Raw genomic sequence first — 22,087 nt, 5'->3', positions numbered from 1 at the left:
GTACCGTCCGGAGCGGTCGGAGGGCACATTCACGGTCAGATGCACCCGGCCCGGGGTCCGCTGCCCGGGTCGGGCCCGAAGGACACCGGGGCCCCGAACGCCGCCCGGCGCGCCACCCGGGCGAAGGCCCGCAGCAGACCACGGCCGAACGCGAGCACGAGCACCGCGGTGACCACCCCGCGGGGCAGGTCCCAGCCCAGTGAGGTGGCCACCCAGAACGCCAGGTAACGGGCCGCGTTGGCGGCGACCGGATCGCCGGGGACGTACGACAGGCCGGTGCCGTTGGTGGTGAACGGCCAGAACCACAGGTTCATCACCGCGCCGTACGCCAGGCCCGCCACCAGGCCGTACGCCGCGAGCAGCGCCACGTGCCGGTGCCGGACCGTGCCGGGCAGGCGCCCGGCGCCGGGCAGCAGCCCGGCGAACGCGCCGACCCAGCCGGCCGCGAACATCTGGAACGGCAGCCACGGCCCGACCCCGGCGGTGATCAGGCCGCCGGCGACGATGGCCAGGGCACCCAGGACGAAGCCGAAGCCCGGCCCGAACGCGTATCCGGCGAGCACCAACAGGAAGAAACTCGGCTCCAGCCCGGCGACGCCAGGGGAGATCGCCCGCAACCCGGCCCCGACCGCGGTCAGCATCCCGAGCAGCGCGACGACCTTGGCGTCCATCCCGCCCTCGGACAACTGGGCCAGCACGACGCCCGCCAGCAGGGGCAGCACCAGGACGAACAGCCAGGGCGCGTCCTGGCTGTGGCTGACCGCGCTCGCGCCACCCGCCTGGGCGACCGGGGCGAGGAACGGCCAGGCGAAGCCGAGCAGCCCGACCAGCGAGGCCGCCACCAGCACCGCGGTCGACCGGGCGCCGAGGACGATGAGCGTACGGCGCGGTGCCGACGCTCCGGTGGCCGCACGCGCCCCGTCGTTCGGCTCCGGTGCTGTGTCGTTCGGCTCCGGTGTCGTGGTGCCGTCGGGGCCGTCGGCAGTGCCGCCCGGTTGCCGGGTCATGCCGCCGCCCGGGCGGCGGAGACCTGGCCCACCGTGAGGTAGGGGAGGGGTGCGAGGACCTTCGCCACCTGTGGGGCGAACATCGGGGATCCGGTGACCACCCGCTGGGCCGGCCCGTCCGCCACCACCTCGCCGTCGGCCAGGACGACCACCCGGTCGGCCACCGCCGCGACCACCTCGACGTCATGGGTGGACAGCAGGATGCCGTGGCCCTCGGCAGCGAGGCGGGCCAGTTCGGCGCACAGCCGCTCCTTGGCGGTGTAGTCCAGGCCCCGGGTCGGCTCGTCGAGGAGCAGCAGCGCCGGGGCGCCGCTGAGGACGACGGCCAGCGCGAGGCACATCCGCTGCCCCTCGGACAGGTCGCGGGGGTGGCGGTCGGCGGGCACGTCGGGAGCCAGCTCGGCCAGCAGCGCCGCAGTGGTGCCCGGTGCCGCGTCGATGTCGCGGTCGGCCGTGGCGCATTCCTCGGCGACGGTCGAGGCGTACAGCAGGTCGGCCGGGTCCTGGGGCACCATGCCGACCCGCCGGACCAGCTCGTGGGGGGCGGCCCGCCGCGGCACCAGGCCGTCGACGTCGACCGTCCCGGTGGTGGGGGCGGTCAGCCCGGCCAGCACCGACAACAGGGTCGACTTGCCCGCGCCGTTGCGGCCCATCAGGGCGCAGATCTCGCCGGCCCGGGCCTCGAAGTCGAGGCCGCGCAGGGCCTCCACCCGCCCGTACCGTACGGACAGGCCGTCGGCGTGGGCGAGCACCCGGCCCGGAGCAGCAGGCCCCTCGAGGCGCTGCGGCGGCACGTCGGGCAGCTGGGCCCGTAGTGCCCGGGCGTGGCGCCGGGCGTCGCGGACCGACAGCGGCAGCGGGTCCCAGCCGGCGAGCCGGCCGAGCCGGACGATCGGGGGCACCACGGTGGCCGAGGCCATCACCTCCCGGGGGTCACCGGCCCGGACGATCCGGCCGGCGGCGATCTCGGCGACGGTGTCGGCGTACTGGATCACCCGCTCCAGCCGGTGCTCGGCCATCAGGACGGTCATCGCGAGGTCGTCGACCAGGCGGCGGACGGCGGCCAGCACCTCCTCGGCGGCCTGCGGATCGAGCGCCGAGGTCGGCTCGTCCAGGACCAGGATGCGCGGGTGTGCCGTCAGCGCTGCGCCGATCGCGACACGTTGGGCCTGCCCGCCGGACAGTGTGCCGAGCGGGCGGCGGCGCAGGTCGGCCAGGCCGAGCAGGTCGAGGGTCTCCTCGACCCGCACCCGCATCGTCTGGGGGCCGACGCCGAGGGACTCCATGGTGTAGGCGAGCTCGTCCTCGACGGTGTCGGTGACGAAGGTGGCGGCCGGGTCCTGCCCGACCAGACCGACGACGTCGGCCAGGTCGCGGGGCTGCCAGCAGGAGGTGTCACGCCCGTCGACCCGTACGCTGCCGGTCAGCAGGCCGCCGGTGAAGTGCGGCACCAGCCCGTTCGCCGCGCGCAGCAGGGTCGACTTGCCCGACCCGGTGGGGCCGACGAGCAGGGCCAGCTCGCCCTCCTCCAGGTGCAGGTCGACGTCGTCGAGGGTCGGGGCGCCGGAGCCGCTGTAGCGCAGCGAGACGTGGTCGAAATCGAGCATCACGGGACCACCTCCGTGGTCGGTACGGTCGGGGTGCGGGAGGCCTGGGGAGCCACCGGGTCGTCGGGGGCCGCGGGCGTCGCCGGGTGACGGAAGGCCTGGGGTGTCGCCGGGTCGCCGGGGGCCGCGGGGGCGATCGGGGCGCGAGGATCCGGCTCGGGGACGGTGGCGTACGGCGGATCGGGCGCCACCACGGCGGGCAGCAGCCCGATCAGCACCGCGGTGAGCGGCACCGGGTGCAGCGGGGGGACCGACAGGGCGCTCGGCATCGTGAGCCCGCCGACCCCGCGCAACGAGCACCACAGCAGCGTGCCGGCGACGACGACACCCGAGCCGGTGACGAGCCATTCGGGCAGCGCCCAGGGATCGGGCCGGTAGCGGGTGCGGATCGCCCGGGAGCGGCCGACCAGCAGTGCCGCGGTGACGAGGGCGGTGCCGCCGAGGACGCCGCCCAGCGACAGGGCCGGGGCGATCGAGGCGGACAGCAGCCCGTAGAGGCCGATCAGCAGGCCCAGCGAGCCGAGCACGCTGAGCCCGCTGACCAGCCGGCGCCGCCGGCCGAGGTGGCGCATCCGGCCGTAGCCGCGGGCGTCCATTGCGGCGGCGAGGTCGACGGAGCGGTCCAGGGCGGACTCCAGCACCGGCATCGCCGTGGTCCGGAAGAAGTCGCGGGCCCGCACCTGGCGTCCGCGCAGCCGGCGGGCGTTGTGCACCCGGCGGGCGTCGACGACGAGCTGCGGGGCGAAGGTGAGGGCCACCACCAGGGCGACCTGCACCTCGTAGAGGGCCGCCGGGGCGAGACGCAGCATCCGGCGCGGGGCGGCCAGCGCGTTGGCGGCGCCGAAGCAGACCAGGATGACCGCCAGCTGCCCGCCGGCGTACAGCGAGGACAGCAGCGCCTCCCAGGTGACCTCGCCGCCGAGCTTGATCCCGATCACCCAGTCCGGCAGGGGGACGAGCGGCAGGTCGACCAGGACATGGGTGCCCTGGGTCTGGGTGGCGAGGACGGCCTGGAACAGCACCCGCAGGGCCAGCACCACCAGGGCGATCCGGACGAAGAGGGCGTACGCCCTGGCCCAGGGGGCGTCGGTGCGCTTCAGCGTCACCACCAGTCCGGCGACCAGCGCCAGCAGGACGAGCAGCACCGGGTTGTCGGTGCGGCTCGCCGCCACGCCGAGGCCGAGCGCCCAGGACCACCACGCCGCCGGGTGCAGGTCCCGGGGGTGGCGTGGGTCGTGGGCGCCGGCTGGCCGGCCGATGGTCACGGGCAGGTGTCCTGACGGGTGCTGGTGGTGGCTGGGGTGGCGCGTGTCGCGGCCGCTGGGGTCGTGATCGTGGCGGTGCGTGGCGCGGGGGTCGCGGCCGTGGCGCTGGGTGTCGTGATCGTGGCTGTCGTGATCGTGTCCGCGGACCCGGGCGTCAGGCCGTACGCCGCTTGCGGGCGACGACGATGCCGGCACCGGCCAGGACGACGACGATGCCGCCGACCACGATCCAGGCCCAGACCGGGGTGCCCTTGGCGACATTGCCGGCCGGCGCGGTCAGCTCGGCGACGACGCCGGGATCGGTGGCCGGCACGTTGATGTCGGCGACCGGGTCGCCACAGCCGTTGGCCGGGTAGCCGGCGACGCCGCAGATCATCCCGGCGGAGTCGGCCCGGACGGTGGTGGCGGTCTGCAGCACCTGGGTGGCGGTCGCGGTGGTCGGGGCGACGACGCAGGTCGCGGTCACCGTGCCCGGGGCCGAGCCGCGCGGGGCGTCCTCGGCGGTGCCCGGGTCGATGACCACGGCGACCCGCTTCTGCCCGTCGACCGGATGCACCTTGCCGCAGATCCCGTTGAAGTCGGGGCCGGTCCGCGGCGGGCGGCTGGTCGTCATGCCGGCCACGGCGTAGCGCCACCCCTGCACCGACCCGTCGGCCGGATCCGTGGTGCCCGGGGAGCCCTGGGCGAAGGCCCACTGGCCGTTGTCGACCTGGTAGAAGCCCCAGAACCGGTAGCCGTCCTCGGCGCGTGCCACACCGGTGCCGAACGGGGCGACCAGCAGGGCGAGCGCGGCGAGTGCGACAAGCACCCAGCGACGCAGGGACGAGGGATGACGTACGGACATCGGGCCTCCTGGCGACGATGTGGATGCGCGCAGGCCAGGACGGCCGGCTCTCTCGCAGTCCACGACGAGTTCATGAGCAGCCCACGGTCCGGTCATCCGGCTCGCCCCGGTGCCGCCGGCAGCGTCGTCGCCGGGATCCGGTGGTGGGGCCTACGGTTGCGGGTCAGCGCCGGCATTCGACCGGCTTTCCCGGGCAGTGGGACTTCCGGGTGATGAGTCTACATAACGTCGTAGACGATGACTCCCTGCCGGTCTACCGTGGCCCGGTGTCGCCCCTCGAAATGATCGTGATCGTCGCGGCCGGCCTCGCCGCGGGCACCATCAACACCGTGGTCGGGTCGGGGACGTTGATCACCTTCCCGACCCTGCTGTTCCTCGGCTACCCGCCGGTGGCCGCGAACATCTCCAACAGCCTCGGCCTGAGCTTCAGCGGTCTCACCGCCGCGCAGGGCGCCCGGCAGGAGATGCCTGCGGTCGGGCCGGTCGTCCGGCTGATGCTGCCGCTGCAGCTGCTCGGGTCGGCTGTGGGCGCCGGCCTGCTGCTGGTGCTGCCGCCGCAGGCGTTCGCCGCGATCGTGCCGGTGCTGATCGTCCTCGCCGCCCTGCTGGTGATCTTCGGGCGACGGATCAACAGCTGGATCGGGGCCCACCACGCGGACGCCGAGCTGACCGGCGGGCGCCGCAGCGGGCTGATGGTCGGCGCGCTGTTCACCGGCATGTACGGCGGCTACTTCGGTGCCGCGCAAGGGGTCTTGCTGATCGGCCTGCTCAGCGCCCTGACCGGGCTGTCGCTGCTGCGGATCAACGTGGTGAAGAACATCCTCGCCCCGGCGGCGAACTTCCTCGCCGCCCTGGTCTTCCTCGTCGTCGCCTGGCACCAGGTGCGCTGGGAGGTCGCCGGGCTGCTCGCCGTCGGCGCGCTCGGCGGCGGCTGGCTGGGCGCCCGGATCGGCCGCCGGCTGTCGCCGACCCTGCTGCGGGTCTTCATCGTGCTGGTCAGCGTGGTGGCGGTGGTGAAGCTGGTCTGGTTCAGCTGACGGCTCAGCCGGCGGCGCCGGCCAGCACCGCTCGGCTGCGGGACAGCCCCAGTCGGGTGGCGCCGGCCTCGACCAGGGCGAGGGCGGTCGGGTAGTCGCGGATGCCGCCCGAGGCCTTGATGCCGAGCCGATCGCCGACCGCCGCCCGGATCACCTCGACCGCGTGGACGGTCGCCCCGCCGCTGGGGTGGAAGCCGGTGGATGTCTTGACGAGGTCGGCCCCGGCCCGCTCGCAGGCGGCGCAGGCGGCGACGATCCGCTCGTCGGGCAGGGCGGCGGTCTCCAGGATCACCTTCAGCACGACCGGGGCCGGCACCGCCTCCCGGACGGCCCGGACCTCCTTCTCGGTGTGCGCCTCGTCGCCCGCCAGCAGCCGGCCGATGTCGATCACCATGTCGATCTCGTCGGCGCCGGCGGCCACCGCCGCGGCGGCCTCGGTCGCCTTGACCTGCGGGGTGTGCTGGCCCGAGGGGAACCCGGCGACGGCGGCCAGGTGCAGCTGCGGCGGCAGGACGGCCAACGGGAGGCGGGCGGGCGACACGCAGACCGACCAGGTGCCCAGTCGGGCGGCCTCTTCGACCGCCGCGGCCACATCGGCGTCGGTGGCGGTGGGGGACAGCAGGGTGTGGTCGATCATCCGTGCCAGGGTGATCCGGGTCAGCTCCATGCCATCAGCGTCGCACACGCCTCCGACACCGGGCGGGTAGGTTGGCGCCAGCCCGTACGTATCTCCCGACCCTGACCCGCAGGAATCCGATGCTCCTCGTCGACCCGCCGCTGTGGCCCGCCCACGGCACGATGTTCTCCCACCTGGTGTCCGACACCTCGTTGGCCGAGCTGCACGCCTTCGCCGACCGGATCGGTGTGTCCGCGCGGGCCTTCGACCGCGACCACTACGACCTGCCGGCCTCGCACTATCCGGCCGCCGTGGCCGCCGGGGCGCGCGAGGTCAGCCCGACCGAGGTGGTCCGGGCCCTGCGTCGGGCCCGGCTGCGCCGGCCCAAGCCGCAGGTGCTGGCCGCCGCCCGACGCCGCGACGACCGGCTCCGGGCCGGCTGGGCCGCCCTGCTGCCGCACGCCGTCGATCTCGGCGAGGAGCTGCTGGACCGCTGGTCCCAGCCGCATCGGCGCTACCACACCCCGCAGCACCTGGCCGAGTTGCAGCAGGCGATGGACGGGCTGGTCGCCGACCTGCGCCACGGCGCCGACCCGGGACGTACGCTCCGGCTGGCCGCCTGGTTCCACGACGCCGTGTACGAGTGCCGCCCGGGGGAGGACGAGGAGGCCTCGGCCCAGCTCGCCGAACGGTCGCTCGACGGGCTCGTCCCGGCCGCCGAGGTCGCCGAGGTGGCCCGGCTGGTGCGGCTCACCGCCGACCACACCCCGGCGGACGACGACCCGGCCGGCAACGTCCTGGTCGATGCGGACCTTGCCATCCTCGGTGCCGACGACGCCCGCTACCTGGAGTACTCCCGGCAGGTCCGGGCGGAGTACCAGCGGGTGTCGGCCGAGGACTTCCGCCGCGGCCGCCTCGCCGTGCTGCAGCACCTGGACGGTCTGGACCCGCTGTACCGTACGCGACCCGCGCGGGCCTGGTGGACCGATCCGGCGCACACCAACATCGCCGCCGAACAGCACCGGCTCGAGCAGCAGGCCCCGCCGGACGCGGCGCCCGGAGCCGCACCGGCAGCGGAGTAGCCGCTCGGCCCATCGGGGCCGTCGGGCCGACGGGTGCCCGGCCCGGCCTGTCGATCCGGATCCGGGCGCCGCCCCGTGCCCAGCGATCAGGCCGGAGTCGGACGCGGCACCGGGGCCAGCGGGAGCCGTACGGTGAAGGTCGTCCAGGTGTCGGGATGCTGGGCCGCCGGGCCGGACAGGTCCTCGGCACAGCGGGAGGTCACCGTGACCTGCCCGCCGTGCGCGGCGACGACGGCGGCCACGATCGACAGGCCCAGGCCGGTGCTACCACCGTTGTGCGCCGCCGAGGCGTCCCGGATCCGGGCGCGTGAGGAGTCGGCCCGGACGAACCGGTCGAAGACCTGTTTGATCATCGCGTTGGGGATCCCCGGCCCGTTGTCGTGCACGGTGAGCACCGCCTCGCGTACGGTCCCGGGGGACGGCTCCCCGAACGCCGCGGTCCGGGCCTGTGTCCCGATCATCGGGGGTGCCGCGGCGACCGTCACCCGGGTCATCACCCGGGTGCCGGGCGGAGTGTGCGTCCGGGCGTTCGCCAGCAGATTGGCCACCACCTGGTGCAGCCGGCGGTGGTCGCCGATCACCGTCACCGGGTCGGTCGGGACGTCCAGCGACCAGCGGTGGTCGGGGCCGGCCGCCTGGGCGTCGGTCACGGCGTTGACGACGATCTCGGTGAGATCGACCGGCTCGACCTCCGGTGCGACCTGGTTCTCCAGCCGGGCCAGCAGCAACAGGTCCTCGACGAGGCCGGACATCCGCTCGGCCTCGGCATCGATCCGGTCCAGGAAGTGCGCGATCTGGGCGGGCATGGTCGCCCGCCCGCGCCGGGTGAGCTCGGCATAGCCGCGGATCGCCGCGAGCGGGGTGCGCAACTCGTGGGACGCATCGGCGACGAACCGGCGGACCTTGGACTCCGAGATCTGGCGGGCCTGCAGGGCGGACTCGACGTGACCCAGCATCTGGTTGAAGGCGTCGCCCACCTCGGCCACCTCGGCGGCGTGGGCGTAGCGCGGCGCCGGGACCCGCAGCCCCAGGTCGACGTTGCCGTGTTCCAGCGGCATGGCGGAGACCTCGCGCGCGACCGCGGCCAGGTCGGTCAGCGGCCGCGTCTTGCGCACCACGACGACGTAGACGGTGATCACGCTCGCCGCGGTGGCCAGGACGGACAGGATCGCGACGGTCCAGACCAGTTTGATCACCGCCGACCGCGTCTCGGTCAGCGGGAGACCCACGACCACCACATCGCGGTGATCGGTGACGGCCATCGCCCGGTAGGGGCCGAGCTGGTCCAGGACGAGGCTGTGGGCCCCGGAGTCCGGCGCCACGGCGGAGAGCGCGACCAGTGCCGCCTCGCTCGGGACCGGCCGGATGCCCTCCGGGGTGAGCATGCCCTGCTGGGCGATCTTGGTCGGCGGCACGACGACGACCACGGTGCCGATCGGCTGACCGGGCAGGTCCACCCCGCCGGGGTAGCCCTGGCCGGGATTGTTGACGGCGTTCTGCTGGCGGGTCAGCACGCCGGCGAGGCGGTCGTCGAGCTGGCGCATCAGCACGCGCTGGGCGACGATCGTCGTGACCAGGCCGAGAGTGATGGCGACCAGCGCGATGATGACGCTGACCTGCACCACCAGCTGGCGGGCCAGGGTGCCGCGGGCGGGGAGCGTGACGGCCAGCCGGTGGCTGCCGGTGTCCTCCAGGGCCCGGGCCGGCCGGTCACCCATCGGCCCGGTCGCTCTTCGGCCCCTCACCCCTCGACCCGGTCATGTGCTCAGTCATCTGCCCGGTCACGGGTCCGGTCGCTCATCTGCCCGGTCACTCGTCGGCCGGGCGCAGCATGTACCCCGCGCCGCGCAGGGTGTGGATCATCGGCTGGCGCCCGACATCGATCTTCTTGCGCAGGTAGGAGATGTAGAGCTCGACGATGTTCGCCTGGCCGCCGAAGTCGTAGTTCCAGACCCGGTCGAGGATCTGCGCCTTGCTCAGCACCCGGCGCGGGTTGTGCATCAGATAGCGGAGCAGCTCGAACTCGGTGGCGGTGAGGTGGATCGAGTCGCCCCCGCGGGTGACCTCGTGGGAGTCCTCGTCCAGGGTCAGGTCCCCGACGACGAGGGTGGAGGCGTTCAGCGCCTGCGAGGCGCCGGTCCGGCGCAGCAGGGCGCGCAGCCGGGCGATCACCTCCTCGAGGCTGAACGGCTTGGTGACGTAGTCGTCGGCGCCGCTGGTGAGGCCCTCGATCCGGTCGGCGACGGCGTCGCGGGCGGTCAGGAAGATCACCGGGAGGCCCGGCTGGTCGTCGTGGATGCGGCGCATCACCTCGAGGCCGTCGAAGTCCGGGAGCATGATGTCGAGGACCGCCGCGTCGGGGCGGATCTCGTGGGCGACCTGTACGGCCTCCTGACCGCTGGCGGCGGTCCACACCTCCCAGCCCTCGTAGCGCATCGCCATCGAGAGCAGCTCGGTCAGCGCCGGCTCGTCGTCCACCGCGAGGATACGGATGGGCGAGCCGTCGGGACGGGACAGAGTGCCGTGGGAACGGTCGGTCATAGTCAGAGACTGCCACGGCGAACGATGGGTGGGGCCAATAATCCTGTGGGTGAGCTGTGAGCGGGGTGTGTGTCTGGTCGAGCGTCGCGGCCGGACACGGCCGGAAGGGGTGTCGAGGGGGACCCCTCCCCTCTAATGTGGGCCCGTGGAGATTTCTGGTCCCGAAGGGATGTTCGACGTGCGTGCCGAGATCGAGCGCCTGCGCGACCGCGTCTACGAGCTGGAGCAGCAGGTCGCCTGGCTGCTGGGGCGTGCCGGTCGCGACGCCAGCGAGAAGTCCCTGGGGGAGGCGGTGCAGGAAGCACTCGTCCACCGCAGCTACATCGATGCCGTGATGCTCTACCGCGAGCGCACCGGGGCGGGGCTGGCCGAGGCCAAGCAGTACGTCGACCGGATCCGCAGCACCGGTGTGCTCGGCAACGAGGACGAGGCGATCGCCGTCACCGGCCAGAGCCTGGCGGCCGCCGAGGCGACCGATCGGCCGGGCGCCACCGAGGCCGGCTCCGTCGACGCATAGCTCTGCCGGCTCCGGCCGGGCTCAGTTCCGGTTCCGGGTGCGGGGCCCGGCTCCGGGTCCGGTCCGCGCCGCGGTCAGAGGTCCTCGACGACGACAGTGATCTCGTCCTCGCCCGGGTAGGCCAGGGTCACCTGCTGGCCGACATGCAGGTGCCGGCCGCGACGGGTCTCCACCTCCCCGTCGACGCGTACGTAGCCGCCCTGCACCAGTTCGCGGGCCTCGGCGCCGGACTCCGCCAGGTTGGCCCACTTGAGGAACTGGCCGAGCTTGATGGTCTGCTCGTCGGCCGCGCTGCTGATCGGGTCGTCGGCTGCGCCGGGCGGGGTGTCCTGCGGGTCCTGGCCGGGGGTGCGGGGGCCGGATGTGCTCTGCATGCGCCCATTGTCGCCGACCTGCGCCCGACCTGCCGCCGACCGCCGACGTGGCCGGGCTGCCCGGCCGCATCGGCCATACCGGGCCGGCTGCCCGGGCCGGCTGCCCACGACCACGGCCACGGCCACGGACCCACGATCACGGTCCCAGGATCACGGTGGTGTCACTAGGCTCGGTGGCATGACTGTCGCGGCCCGTACGCTCCTCGACGACCTCGGCGCGCCGGTGCCGCTGCCGGCCGACGGGCCGCGCCGGATCGTCTCGCTGGTGCCGTCGTTGACCGAGGCGATCGCCACGACGCTCCCGGAGCGCCTGGTCGGTGCCACGGATTGGTGCACCCGGCCGGCCGACCTGCGTGTGGCCCGGGTGCGCGGCACCAAGAACCCCGATCTGGCCGCGATCGCCGCCCTCGAGCCGGATCTCGTGGTGTGCAACCAGGAGGAGAACCGCCGCCTCGATGTGGAGCGCCTCCGGGAACGGGGGATCCCGGTCTGGGTGACGGTGATCGAGTCGGTGGACCAGGCCATCGCGTCGATGCGACGGCTGTTCGTGGCGGCGCTGGGCGTCGGGGAGCCGGGCTGGCTGGTGGAGGCGGCCCGGGTCTGGGGCCCGTCCGGCGACACCGGGTCAGCTGTCGCCGGCGATGCCGGCGCGGAGTCTGCAGACGTGGAGTCGGCTGGCTCGGAGTCTGTCGGCGTGGAGTCCACCGGCCCGGAGTCTGTCGGCGTGGAGCCGACCGGCTCGGAGCCCACCGGCCCGCAGCCGACGGCATCGCGTCCCACGGTGGCCATCGCGATCTGGCGTGATCCGTGGATGGTCGTCGGTGGGCGTACGTACACCTCGGACGTGCTGGAGCGACTCGGCTTCGCGAACGCGTTCGGCGGTGCCGACCGCTACCCGCACGTCGACGTCGCGGCCATCCGGGCCGCCGCCGATCTGGTGCTGCTGCCCGACGAGCCGTACGCGTTCGGCCCCGACGACGGGCCCGAGGTCTTCCGCGGCGGCGAGCATCCGGTCCCGAGCGTCTGCCTCGACGGGCGCAGCATCACCTGGTACGGCCCGGCGATGGTCGGGGCGCGCCGCTACCTGGAGGAGATCCTGGCCCCCTGGCGCTGACCGGGCCGTGGTGCTCCGGTGGCCGGTCGGCCCGGGGTGGTTCCGGTGGCCGGTCGGCCGGGGGGCCGTCGGTCGGGGGGCCGTCGGTCGGTGGTCCGTTGATCGGCATGGTGCACCGTCGGTCGGGGCTGGCCGCGTCGGCCGGTGGCGACTAACGTGCAAGCTGTCCGCACCGACAGGAGGCCAGATGTCCACCACCGTACGTGCCTGGGGAGCGCCCGGGGCCGGCAAGCCACTCGAGCCCTTCACCGTGGAGCGTCGCGACCTGCGCCCCGATGACGTCCGGATCGACATCTCCTACTGCGGCATCTGCCACTCCGATGTCAGCACGGTCACCGGTGAGTGGGGGGAGCGGCAGTGGCCGCTGGCGCCCGGCCACGAGATCGTCGGCGTCGTCTCCGCGGTCGGCTCCGAGGTGACCGGGTTCCGGGTGGGCGATGTGGCCGGTGTCGGCTGCATGGTCGACTCCTGCGGGGAGTGCGAGTACTGCCTGGCGGGGGAGGAACAGTTCTGCGACCGCCGCGTCCTCACGTACGGCCAGACGATGCCCGACGGCGAGTACACCCAGGGTGGCTACGCGCAGCAGATCGTCGTCCGGGAGGCGTTCACGGTCCATGTCCCCGAGACCCTGCCGCGGGAGATGGCCGCGCCGCTGCTGTGCGCCGGGATCACCACCTACTCCCCGCTGCACCACTGGGGGATCGGCGAGGGCAGCCGGGTCGCCGTCGTCGGGATGGGCGGGCTGGGCCACATGGGCGTCCAGATCGCCGCGGCGATGGGCGCCGAGGTCACCGTGCTCTCGCACAGCCCGTCGAAGAAGGCCGATGCGCTCCGGTTCGGTGCCACGGACTACGTCGCGACCTCCGAGGAGGGCGCCCTGGCCGGTGCCCGGCGCCGCTTCGACTTCGTGCTCAACACAGTCGCTGCTCCGCTGGATTTCGCCGCGTACCTGAGCACCCTGCGGGTCGACGGGGTGATGTGCAACGTCGCCCTGCCGCAGCAGCCGTTCGAGGCGCCGGTGCGGATGTTCACCAACCAGCGGCGCTCCTTCGTCGGGTCGCTGATCGGCGGGATCGCCGAGACCCAGGAGATGCTCGACTTCTGCGCGGAGAACACCATCGGCGCCCAGGTCGAGGTCATCGCGGCCGACCGGATCAACGAGGCGTACGACCGGATGATGCGGTCGGACGTGAAGTACCGCTTCGCGATCGACGCCTCGACCTTCTGACCCGGCTGTCCGCCCGGTCCACCCGGCCCCCGTTGTCTGAACCGATCCGCCGGCCTGTCCGGCGTCCCCGTTCGTACGCCGCGGCCCCACCTCCCGCTCGGGTGAACGGGAGGTGCGGCCGCGAGTCGTGGGTCGGTACGCCGTGATCAGTACGCCGTGATCAGTGCACCGCAGGCGGCGCGTCCTGATCGGTGGGGCGTGATCAGCCGGCCCTGATCAGCGGGCGGTGATCAGACGGTCTCCAGTTCCGGGTCGTCGCCCTGGACCCGGGCGGGCGTGGTGTCCGCGTCCAGGGTCCGCCCGGCGGTCTCCCGGGACAGCAGCACCGCGCCGACGGCCAGCGCGAACAGGGCGATCAGGTACCAGCCGAGGTAGGACAGGCCGTGCTCGGGGGTGACGATCCGGGTGGCGATCAGCGGGATGGTGCCGGCGCCGGCGATCGAGGCCAGCTGGTAGCTCAGCGAGGCACCGGTGTAGCGGGCCTCGGTGGAGAACTTCTCGCTGAGGAACGCGCCGAGCGGGCCGAACATCGAGGACTGGAGCACCATCAGGCCGAGCAGGAAGCCGACCAGGACGAGGGCCGGGCGGCCCGAGGTGAACAGGGCGAACACCGGGAAGACCAGCAGCGCGCTGACGATGCCGGCGACGATCATCACCGGGCGGCGGCCGAACCGGTCCGACAGATGGGCGAAGAGCAGCAGGGTGGGGATCTGCGCCAGGTAGCCGGCGGCGAGCATCAGCAGCGCGGTCTGCCGGTCGACGAGGTGCTGGGAGACCACGAACGGCACCATGAAGCTGCCGAGCAGGCCCTGGATGGCCAGCGGGGCGGCGCCGGCGAAGGTGCCGAGCAGCACCTGGCCGGGGAACCGGGTGACCACGGTCGCGAGCGGGAGGGCCTTGTCATGGGCGTCCTCGGCGGCCTCGAGGGCCTTCTGGAAATCAGGGGACTCGGTGACGCGCAGTCGCAGGTAGAGGCCGATCAGCACGATGACGGCCGAGAACAGGAACGGGATGCGCCAGCCCCAGTTGAGGAACTGGGCGTCGGGCATCCGGGAGAACAGGGCGAGGACGACGGTCGCCAGCACGGCACCGGCCGGGCCGCCGACGGTGGCGATGCTCGCGCCGAGCCCGCGGGACTTCTGACCGGCGTGCTCCATCGACATCAGCGTGGCGCCGCCCCACTCACCACCCATCGCCAGGCCCTGGACGATCCGCAGCACGACCAGTGCCAGCGGCGCGGCCACGCCGATGGCGGCGTACGTGGGCAGCAGGCCGATGCCGACCGAGACGAAGCCCATCAGCAGCAGGGTGACGAAGAGGACGTTCTTGCGGCCGAAGCGGTCGCCGAAGTGGCCGAACACGAGGCCGCCGATCGGGCGGGCCAGGTAGCCGGACAGCAGGATCACGAACGAGAGGGTGGCGCCGAGGCGGGGGTCGAGGTCGCTGAAGAAGATCTTCGGGAAGACGAGGCCGGCGGCGGAGGCGTACAGCAGGAAGTCGTAGAACTCCACCGTGGTGCCGAGGAAGCTGGCGGCGTACGCGCGGCGGCTGTCGCGTCGCTGCCGCGCGGTGACGGTCGGGTCGGGATGAACTGCGCTCATGGTTCTCCTGTGAATCAGAGGGGCGAGTCTCGGCTGAGACCTTGAGTGAATGCTCAATTGAGTGGCCGCTCAAGTCATGGGTACGACCAGGACGGCCAGGGTTCGGGAGCGCTGCGAGTCTAGGTGACGCAGACGGGGTGGAGTGTGGTCTGTGCCACATTTGTCCGATCCGGACATCGTCCACGCCCCGCACCGGCTCAAGGCGCTGGCTCTGCTGGCGGTAGCGGACACGGTCGAGTTCGGTGTCCTGCGCGACCACCTGGGCGTCACCGACTCGGTGGCGTCCAAGCAGCTCAAGGTCCTCACCGAGGCCGGCTACGTCGTCCTGGACAAGCCCGCCGGGCAGTCCGGACGCGCCCGTACCTGGGTCCGGATCACCCCAGCCGGCCGTCGCGCCCTCGACGGACACCTCGAGGCCCTCCGCGAGCTGGTCGCGGCCGCACAGGGCGCCTCCCGCTGATCGTCCGGCCGAGGGACCAGGTCGACCGACCGGACCGACCGAGTCAGGCCGGTCGACCAGGTCGACGGGCCGGACCGACCGGGTCGGGCCGCGGGGCCGGACCCGGTCGGTCCGAGGGTCAGAGTGAGCCGTAGGTGCTCTTCGCCTTCTCCAGGGCGGTGACGTAGCCGGCGCGCTGGTAGGCGTTCTCGTCCTGGTGGCGTACGGCCAGCAGGCCCCGGAAGTCGTCCACCGAGTCGAAGCCCTTGGCGGCCATCCAGTCCTCCAGACCGGCCAGCATCTGCCCGCTGTACTCGGTGCCGTTGCGCACCAGCGCGGAGGTGCTCATCACCACGTCGGCCCCGGCGAGCAGGTAGCGCACGACGTCGTCGGCGTCACGTACGCCGGACGTCGCGGCCAGCGACGCGGACACCTTGCCGCGGAGGGCGGCGATCCAGGTGCGCGGCAGCCGGCCCTCGTACTGGGACGACAGCTCGACCTCGGGCTCGACGTCGAGGGCGTCGACGTCCACCTCCGGCTGCAGGAAACGGTTGAACAGCACCAGGCCGTCCGCGCCCGCCTCCGACAGCTGCCGGCACATGTTGCCGACCGAGCTGAAGTACGGCGACAGCTTCACCGCGACCGGGATCGACACCGCCTGCTTGACTGCCCGGACGATGTCGAGGTGGCGCTGCTCGACCTCGCGGCCGGACAGCGAGATGTCGCCGACCACGAAGTAGATGTTGAGCTCGATCGCCGCCGCCCCGGCGTCCTGCAGCTGGCGGGCGTACTGGGTCCAGCCGCCCCGGGTCGACCCGTTGATCGACCCGATGATCGGCACCCCGGCCGCCTCCGCCCCGTCCTCGAGGAGGCGCAGGTAGTCGGCGGGCACGTCACCGTCGGCCAGCCCGGGCAGGTCGGGGAAGTACGACAGGGCCTCCCCGAACGCATCGGCGTGCAGCTCCTCCAGGGCCCGGTCGGCCTCGGCCTGGCGGCGGATCTGCTCCTCGAACACCGAGTAGAGCACCACCGCCCCGACGCCGCCGTCGGCGAGGCGCCTGATCCCCTCGACGGTCTGCGACAGCGGGCCGGCCGAGGCGACCAGCGGGTTGCGCAGCGGCAGCCCCAGGTATGTCGTCGCGAGCTTCATCTCACAGTCCCTTCCGTGCATCGGCGGCGAACTCGTCGGCGCCGCGGGTGGCCAGTTCCTCGTACGACTGCCAGCGTCGGGAGGCCGCCTCCTGGCCCAGGGCGAGCAGCCGCTCGGCCTCGGCCGGGTCGGCCTTCTGCAGCATCCGGAACCGCAGTTCCTTGGCGCGGTAGTCGCGCAGCGGGATCCGCGGCCGCGGCGAGTCGAGCAGGAACGGGTTGCCGCCCTCGTCGCGGATCACCGGGTTGTACCGGATCAGCGGCCAGTGGCCGGTGTTCACCGCCAGGTACTGCTGGTCGAGGCCCTTGCGCATGTCGATGCCGTGGGCGATGCAGTGGCTGTAGGCCAGGATCAGCGACGGCCCGTCGTACGCCTCGGCCTCGCGGAACGCCCTCAGCGTCTGCTGCGGGTCGGCGCCCATCGCGACCCGGGCGACGTACACGTTGCCGTACGCGATCGCCTGCATCGCCAGGTCCTTCGACTGGGTCACCTTGCCCGCGGTGGCGAACTTGGCGACCGCGCCGAGCGGGGAGGCCTTCGAGGCCTGGCCGCCGGTGTTGGAGTAGACCTCGGTGTCGAGCACCAGGATGTTGACGTTGCGCCCGGAGGCGAGCACGTGGTCCAGGCCGCCCGAGCCGATGTCGAAGGCCCAGCCGTCGCCGCCGACGATCCAGACCGACCGGCGGATCAGGTGGTCGACCACCGAGCGCAGGTTGTTGACCTTCTCCTGGTGGTACTCGTCCAGGCCGTCGGCCTCCAGCTCGTCCAGCCGGGTCTTCAGCAGGTCGACCCGGGCCCGTTGGGCGGCGAAGTCGGACTCGCTGAACTGGGGTGCGTCGAGCAGGGCGTCGATCAGCTCGGGGCCGGCCTGCTCGCGCAGCTCACCGGTCATCTTGCGGGCCTGCGCGGTGTGCACGTCGGCCGCCAGGCGCAGCCCCAGGCCGAACTCCGCGTTGTCCTCGAACAGGCTGTTGGACCAGGCCGGGCCGCGGCCCTCGGCGTTCTTCGACCACGGGGTGGTCGGCAGGTTGCCGCCGTAGATCGAGGAGCAGCCGGTGGCGTTGGCCACCGTCGCGCGGTCACCGAAGAGCTGGGTCAGCAGCTTGATGTACGGCGTCTCGCCGCAGCCGCTGCAGGCGCCGGAGAACTCGAACAGCGGCTCCAGGAACTGGGTGCCGCGGACGGTGCCGAAGTCCACCCGGGTGCGGTTGTTCTGCGGCAGCGTCTCGAAGAACTCGATGTTCTCCTTCTCCTGCTCCAGGCGCCCCAGCACCGGTGAGAGGTTGATCGCCTTGCGGTGCGGCTGGCCGAGCGGGGAGACCGGGCAGGCCTCGGTGCACAGACCACAGCCGGTGCAGTCCTCGGCGAACACCTGCAGCGTGTAGCGGGTGTCGGGCAGACCAGCGGCGGCCAGCTCCGCGGACCGGAAGCCGGCCGGGGCGTTCTCCAGCAGCTCGGGGGCGTAGAACTTCGACCGGATCACGCCGTGCGGGCAGACGATCGAGCAGTTGCCGCACTGGATGCAGGTCTCCGGGTCCCACTCGGCGACGATCTCCGAGACGTTGCGCTTCTCGTACTGCGTGGTGCCGGACGGGTAGGTGCCGTCGACCGGCAGGGCGCTGACCGGCAGGGTGTCGCCGAGGTCGGCCATCATCACCGAGGTGACGGTGCGGACGAACTCCGGGGCATCGGCCGGGATCGGGTTGCGCAGACCGTGGGTGGAGGTGACCCGGCCCGGGGTCGTCACCTTGTGCAGGTGCTCGACGGCCATGTCGACGGCCGCGTGGTTCTTCTTCACCACCTCCTCACCCTTGCGCAGGTACGTCTTGGTGATCGAGTCCTTGATCCGCTTGATCGACTCCTCGCGCGGCAGCACCCCGGAGATGGCGAAGTAGCAGGCCTGCAGCACGGTGTTGGTCCGGTTGCCCATCCCGGCGCTGCGGGCCACCGCGGTGGCGTCGATGACGTACACCTCGATGTCCTTGGCCAGGATCTTCTCCTGCATCGGCTGCGGCAGCCGGTCCCACACTTCCTCGGTGCCGTACGGGCTGTTGAGCAGCAGCACGGTGCCGCGGCGGGCGAAGGTCAGGGTGTCGACGTTCTCCAGGATCGACCAGTGGTGGATGCCGATGAAGTCGGCCTTCGCCACCAGGTACGGCGCGTCGATCGGCTTGGGGCCGAAGCGCAGGTGCGAGGTCGTCCGGGAGCCGGACTTCTTCGAGTCGTAGACGAAGTAGCCCTGGGCGTAGCGGTCGTCGTCCGCGCCGAGGATCTTGATGGTGTTCTTGTTGGCGCCGACGGTGCCGTCGGAGCCGATGCCGTAGAACACCGCCCGGCGGGTCTGCGGGTCCTCGATGTCCAGGTCGGCGTCGTACGACACCGAGAGGTGGGTGACGTCGTCGTCGATGCCGACGGTGAACCGGGGCCGGGGCTGGTCGGCGCGCAGCTCGTCGAACACGCCGACCAGCATCGCCGGGGTGACGTCCTTCGACCCCAGGCCGTAGCGGCCGCCGTGGACCTTCGGCATCGTCGCCCGGGTGCCGGCGGCGTACGCCTCGCCCAGCGCGGTGACCACGTCGAGGAACAGCGGCTCGCCGCCGGCGCCCGGCTCCTTGGTGCGGTCCAGCACGGCGACGTGCTGCGCGGTCGCGGGGATCGCGGCGAGCAGCTCGGCGGTCGGCAGCGGCCGGTAGAGGCGTACGTTGACGACGCCGACCTTCTGCCCGTGGGCGTTGAGGTACGCGGCGGTGGCCCGCGCGGTGTGCACGGCCGACCCCATCAGCACGATCACCCGGTCGGCGTCGGGCGCACCGGTGTACTCGACCAGGTCGTAGCGCCGGCCGGTCCGGGCGGCGAAGTCGTCCATCGCCCGGGCGACGATGCCCGGCACCGCTTGGTAGAACGGGTTGGCCGACTCGCGGGCCTGGAAGTAGACGTCCGGGTTCTGCGCGGTGCCGCGGATGAACGGATGCTCGGGGTCGAGTGCCCGGCGGCGGTGCTCGCGGACGAGCTCCTTGGGCACCAGCGCCCGCAGGTCGTCGTCGGAGAGCATCTCGACGGTGTTCAGCTCGTGCGACGTCCGGAAACCGTCGAAGAAGTGCAGGAACGGCACCCGGGAGCGCAGCGTCGCCATCTCGGCGACGGCCGCCATGTCGTGCGCCTCCTGCGGGGAGCAGGACGCCAGCAGCGCGAAGCCGGTCTGACGTACGGCCATCACGTCCTGGTGGTCACCGAAGATCGACAGGCCCTGGGTGGCGAGCGCCCGGGCGGCGACGTGGAAGACCGTGGAGGTCAGCTCGCCGGCGATCTTGTACATGTTCGGGATCATCAGGAGCAGGCCCTGGGAGGCGGTGAAGGTGGTGCTCATCGCACCGCCCTGGAGCGCGCCGTGCATGGCGCCGGCGGCGCCTCCCTCGGACTGCATCTCGATCACGCTGGGCACGGTGTCCCAGACGTTGCGCAGGCCCCGGGCGGACCACTCGTCGCAGAGCTCGGCCATCGTCGAGGACGGGGTGATCGGGTAGATCGAACACAGTTCGTTGAGTCGGTAGGCGACCGAGGCGGCGGCCTCGTTACCGTCGATGATCTTGCGCATGGCTCAGAGTCCAATCCTGGTCGAGGCCTCGTGGGACTGTGCGGCGGCCGCCAGGTCGGGCGGCAGGGCGACGCCCTCGGGCACCATCTCGATCGCATGGACCGGGCACTGCTCGTAGCAGGTGGCGCAGCCCGTGCACTTGTCGTAGTCGAAGCGGTAGCGGTGGCCCTTGCCGAGCCGGATCACGGCGTCCTCCGGGCAGGCGCCCAGGCAGCCGTTGCACTCGAAGCAGTTGCCGCAGGACAGGCAGCGCTGGGCCTCGAACATCGCCTGCTCGGGGGTCAGGCCGCCGACGATCTCGCCGAAGTCGGACAGCCGGGTCTCGGGGTCGAGCTCGGGCTGGGTGCGCTGGGAGTCGGAGTCACGGAAGTACCACAGGTTCAGCTTGTCGAAGCTGGCCGTGGGATGCTTGGGCGCCTCGGCGACCTGGCCCTGGCTGAGGTACATGTCGATGTTGTGCGCCGCCCGCTTGCCGTGGCCGGTGCCGACGGTGACCGTACGCTCCGAGGGGACCGCGTCGCCGCCGGCGAAGATGCCGGGGACATCGGACATCAGCGTCTTCGGGTCGACCTGCAGGGTGTCGTCGACGAACCGCAGGCCGCGGATGTTGTGCAGGAAGCCGGTGTCGGGCTTCTGGCCGACGGCCATGATGACGGTGTCGGCGTCGAGCTTCTCGAACCGGCCGGTGCCACGCGGGCGGCCGTCGGGATCGAGCTCCATGATCTCCACGGTGAGGTCGTCGCCGACCTCGGTGATGGTCTGCAGCCAGTTGATCCGGACGCCCTCGCGCTCGGCCGCCTCCGCCTCGTCGGCGTGGGCGGGCATCTGCTCGCGGGTGCGGCGGTAGATGATCGTGGTCTCGTCGGCGCCCAGCCGGCGGGCCGTACGGGCCGCGTCCATGGCCGTGTTGCCGCCGCCGTAGACGGCCACCTTGCGGCCGATCAGCGGGCGCTCGCCACCCGCGACGTCGCGCAGGAAGGAGACGGCGTCGACCATCTTGGAGGTGTCCTGGGCCGGGATGTCGACTTTCTTGGACAGGTGGGCGCCGATCGCGATGAAGCAGGCGTCGAACGCGCCCTGGGCCATCTCGAGGGCCAGGTCGTGCACCGGGTGGTGGCAGGAGATCGTCACGCCGAGATCGACCAGCCGGTCGATCTCGGCGTCCAGGACGTGGCGGGGCAGGCGGTACTCCGGGATGCCCCAGCGCATCATGCCGCCGGGCTTGTCGGAGGCGTCGCGGATCTCCACCTGGTGGCCGAGCCGGGCCAGGTGATAGGCGGCGGACAGGCCGGAGGGGCCGGCGCCGATGATCAGCACCTTCTTGCCGGTGGGATGGGTCGGCCGGTCGAACTCCCAGCCGTTCTCGATCGCCAGGTCGCCGAGGTAACGCTCGACGGCGTGGATGGACACGGATTGGTCCAGCTCCGCCCGGTTGCAGGCGACCTCGCAGGGGTGATAACACACCCGGCCGTGGATGGCCGGGAAGGGGTTGTCGTCCGTCAGCTGGCGCCAGGCGTCGTGCGCGCGGTCCTGCTTGATCAGATACAGCCAGTTCTGGATGTTCTCACCGGCAGGGCACCCCGCGTTGCACGGGGGGAGCAGGTCCACATAGACCGGTCGGCGAGTTCGCTGGGGGGTGACCCGTCCTTGCGTAGCGCCGAGGTCGGGGAGCTTGGTGACGTCCTTGCGGCTCTGCATGGGGTCAGATTACTACGGACCGTCGTATGGGATTTCCGGCGGCGGACGCGGTGCCGGGCGGGGGGAAGCGTGGACCACCTTCCCGGGTGGTCCACCGGCTCGGCGTGACGTACGGATCACGTCGTACTGTCACGCGGGCTGTGGCGAACATCTCGTCGCGGCCCTCCCGCCATGTGGACCGGACGGGCGGCCCCGACCCCCGGACGGATGCCCGGGTCGGGACCCCGCGAGCGGGGTCACTGTGGCGGCAAACGGCCGGTATGGAGCCGCACCCGGCCCGGCCGGTATGGACCCGACCCCGGCCCGACCGGCATGGACTCGTGGTCCGGCCCGGCCGGTATGGAGCCGCATCCTGCCCGGCCGCGCCGCGGT

Annotated in this window: 18 protein-coding genes and 1 riboswitch; of the genes, 6 read left to right on the top strand and 12 right to left on the bottom strand. The window is 72.5% G+C overall.

Annotated features, from left to right (window positions below; genetic code table 11):
* Positions 1–35: 35 nt before the first annotated feature.
* The 4 genes from VB059_RS08825 to VB059_RS08810 all read right to left on the bottom strand — a co-directional run bounded on the left by VB059_RS08825 (position 36) and on the right by VB059_RS08810 (position 4,723).
* Positions 36–1,007, bottom strand: a complete 972-nt coding sequence (locus VB059_RS08825; protein WP_323421650.1) for an ECF transporter S component — start codon at positions 1,005–1,007, stop codon at positions 36–38.
* Complete coding sequence (locus tag VB059_RS08820; RefSeq protein ID WP_323421649.1) at positions 1,004–2,614, bottom strand: ABC transporter ATP-binding protein; 1,611 nt, start codon at positions 2,612–2,614, stop codon at positions 1,004–1,006. Before VB059_RS08820 ends, VB059_RS08825 begins: the two co-directional genes overlap by 4 nt.
* Entirely contained in the window at positions 2,614–3,879 is a 1,266-nt protein-coding gene (locus tag VB059_RS08815; protein ID WP_323421648.1) for an energy-coupling factor transporter transmembrane component T, read from the bottom strand. The genes VB059_RS08820 and VB059_RS08815 overlap by 1 nt, the downstream gene beginning before the upstream one ends.
* Positions 3,880–4,033: 154 nt before the next feature.
* Entirely contained in the window at positions 4,034–4,723 is a 690-nt protein-coding gene (locus tag VB059_RS08810; protein ID WP_323421647.1) for an SCO2322 family protein, read from the bottom strand.
* A gap of 67 nt (positions 4,724–4,790) precedes the next feature.
* Positions 4,791–4,948, bottom strand: a riboswitch (cobalamin riboswitch).
* Between the two features lie 41 nt (positions 4,949–4,989).
* On the opposite strand from VB059_RS08810, the gene VB059_RS08805 reads away from it, so the two are divergent.
* Complete coding sequence (locus VB059_RS08805; RefSeq protein ID WP_323421646.1) at positions 4,990–5,760, top strand: sulfite exporter TauE/SafE family protein; 771 nt, start codon at positions 4,990–4,992, stop codon at positions 5,758–5,760.
* 4 nt (positions 5,761–5,764) lie between these two features.
* Here the strand turns inward: VB059_RS08805 and deoC are convergent, their stop codons facing one another.
* Positions 5,765–6,427, bottom strand: coding sequence for a deoxyribose-phosphate aldolase (gene deoC / locus VB059_RS08800; protein ID WP_323421645.1), 663 nt, complete (start codon positions 6,425–6,427; stop codon positions 5,765–5,767).
* 89 nt (positions 6,428–6,516) lie between these two features.
* Here deoC and VB059_RS08795 point away from each other — a divergent pair, with 89 nt between their 5' ends.
* The gene (locus tag VB059_RS08795) at positions 6,517–7,458 is read left to right on the top strand and encodes a DUF4031 domain-containing protein (RefSeq protein WP_323421644.1); all 942 of its coding nucleotides are present in this window, start codon (positions 6,517–6,519) and stop codon (positions 7,456–7,458) included.
* An 86-nt stretch (positions 7,459–7,544) separates the two neighbouring features.
* On the opposite strand, the gene VB059_RS08790 is transcribed toward VB059_RS08795, so the two are convergent.
* Both VB059_RS08790 and VB059_RS08785 read right to left on the bottom strand, forming a co-directional pair.
* Positions 7,545–9,176, bottom strand: coding sequence for a HAMP domain-containing sensor histidine kinase (locus VB059_RS08790; protein ID WP_323421643.1), 1,632 nt, complete (start codon positions 9,174–9,176; stop codon positions 7,545–7,547).
* A 91-nt stretch (positions 9,177–9,267) separates the two neighbouring features.
* Positions 9,268–9,999: a response regulator transcription factor gene (locus tag VB059_RS08785; protein ID WP_323421642.1), complete on the bottom strand. Its 732-nt coding sequence runs from the start codon at positions 9,997–9,999 to the stop codon at positions 9,268–9,270.
* A 145-nt stretch (positions 10,000–10,144) separates the two neighbouring features.
* Here VB059_RS08785 and VB059_RS08780 point away from each other — a divergent pair, with 145 nt between their 5' ends.
* Complete coding sequence (locus tag VB059_RS08780; RefSeq protein WP_323421641.1) at positions 10,145–10,516, top strand: hypothetical protein; 372 nt, start codon at positions 10,145–10,147, stop codon at positions 10,514–10,516.
* A 74-nt stretch (positions 10,517–10,590) separates the two neighbouring features.
* Here VB059_RS08780 and VB059_RS08775 read toward each other — a convergent pair whose 3' ends face one another.
* Positions 10,591–10,815 (bottom strand): RNA-binding S4 domain-containing protein, encoded by a 225-nt coding sequence (locus VB059_RS08775; protein WP_323421671.1) that lies wholly within the window; start codon positions 10,813–10,815, stop codon positions 10,591–10,593.
* Between the two features lie 253 nt (positions 10,816–11,068).
* Between VB059_RS08775 and VB059_RS08770 the strand changes: the two genes are divergently transcribed.
* Together VB059_RS08770 and VB059_RS08765 are read left to right on the top strand one after the other, a co-directional pair.
* Positions 11,069–12,004 (top strand): helical backbone metal receptor, encoded by a 936-nt coding sequence (locus VB059_RS08770; protein ID WP_323421640.1) that lies wholly within the window; start codon positions 11,069–11,071, stop codon positions 12,002–12,004.
* Positions 12,005–12,191: 187 nt separating this feature from the next.
* Positions 12,192–13,232, top strand: coding sequence for an NAD(P)-dependent alcohol dehydrogenase (locus VB059_RS08765; protein ID WP_323421639.1), 1,041 nt, complete (start codon positions 12,192–12,194; stop codon positions 13,230–13,232).
* Between the two features lie 230 nt (positions 13,233–13,462).
* Here VB059_RS08765 and VB059_RS08760 read toward each other — a convergent pair whose 3' ends face one another.
* Positions 13,463–14,833 carry an MFS transporter gene (locus VB059_RS08760; RefSeq protein WP_323421638.1) on the bottom strand — a complete coding sequence of 457 codons (1,371 nt, stop codon included), beginning with the start codon at positions 14,831–14,833 and terminating at the stop codon, positions 13,463–13,465.
* Between the two features lie 151 nt (positions 14,834–14,984).
* Here VB059_RS08760 and VB059_RS08755 point away from each other — a divergent pair, with 151 nt between their 5' ends.
* Entirely contained in the window at positions 14,985–15,293 is a 309-nt protein-coding gene (locus VB059_RS08755) for a transcriptional regulator (RefSeq protein ID WP_323421637.1), read from the top strand.
* 118 nt (positions 15,294–15,411) lie between these two features.
* On the opposite strand, the gene VB059_RS08750 is transcribed toward VB059_RS08755, so the two are convergent.
* From VB059_RS08750 to VB059_RS08740, 3 genes are read right to left on the bottom strand one after another with little or no spacing between them, the layout of a single operon-like run.
* Positions 15,412–16,422 carry a dihydroorotate dehydrogenase-like protein gene (locus VB059_RS08750; protein ID WP_323421636.1) on the bottom strand — a complete coding sequence of 337 codons (1,011 nt, stop codon included), beginning with the start codon at positions 16,420–16,422 and terminating at the stop codon, positions 15,412–15,414.
* Between the two features lies 1 nt (position 16,423).
* Complete coding sequence (nifJ, locus tag VB059_RS08745; RefSeq protein WP_323421635.1) at positions 16,424–20,017, bottom strand: pyruvate:ferredoxin (flavodoxin) oxidoreductase; 3,594 nt, start codon at positions 20,015–20,017, stop codon at positions 16,424–16,426.
* A 3-nt stretch (positions 20,018–20,020) separates the two neighbouring features.
* Positions 20,021–21,715: an NAD(P)-binding protein gene (locus VB059_RS08740; protein ID WP_323421634.1), complete on the bottom strand. Its 1,695-nt coding sequence runs from the start codon at positions 21,713–21,715 to the stop codon at positions 20,021–20,023.
* Positions 21,716–22,087: the final 372 nt, after the last annotated feature.

Origin of the sequence: Raineyella sp., from assembly GCF_034933565.1 — a bacterium.
GTDB lineage: Bacteria > Actinomycetota > Actinomycetes > Propionibacteriales > Propionibacteriaceae > Raineyella.
This window is presented reverse-complemented; position numbering and strand designations above follow the sequence as displayed.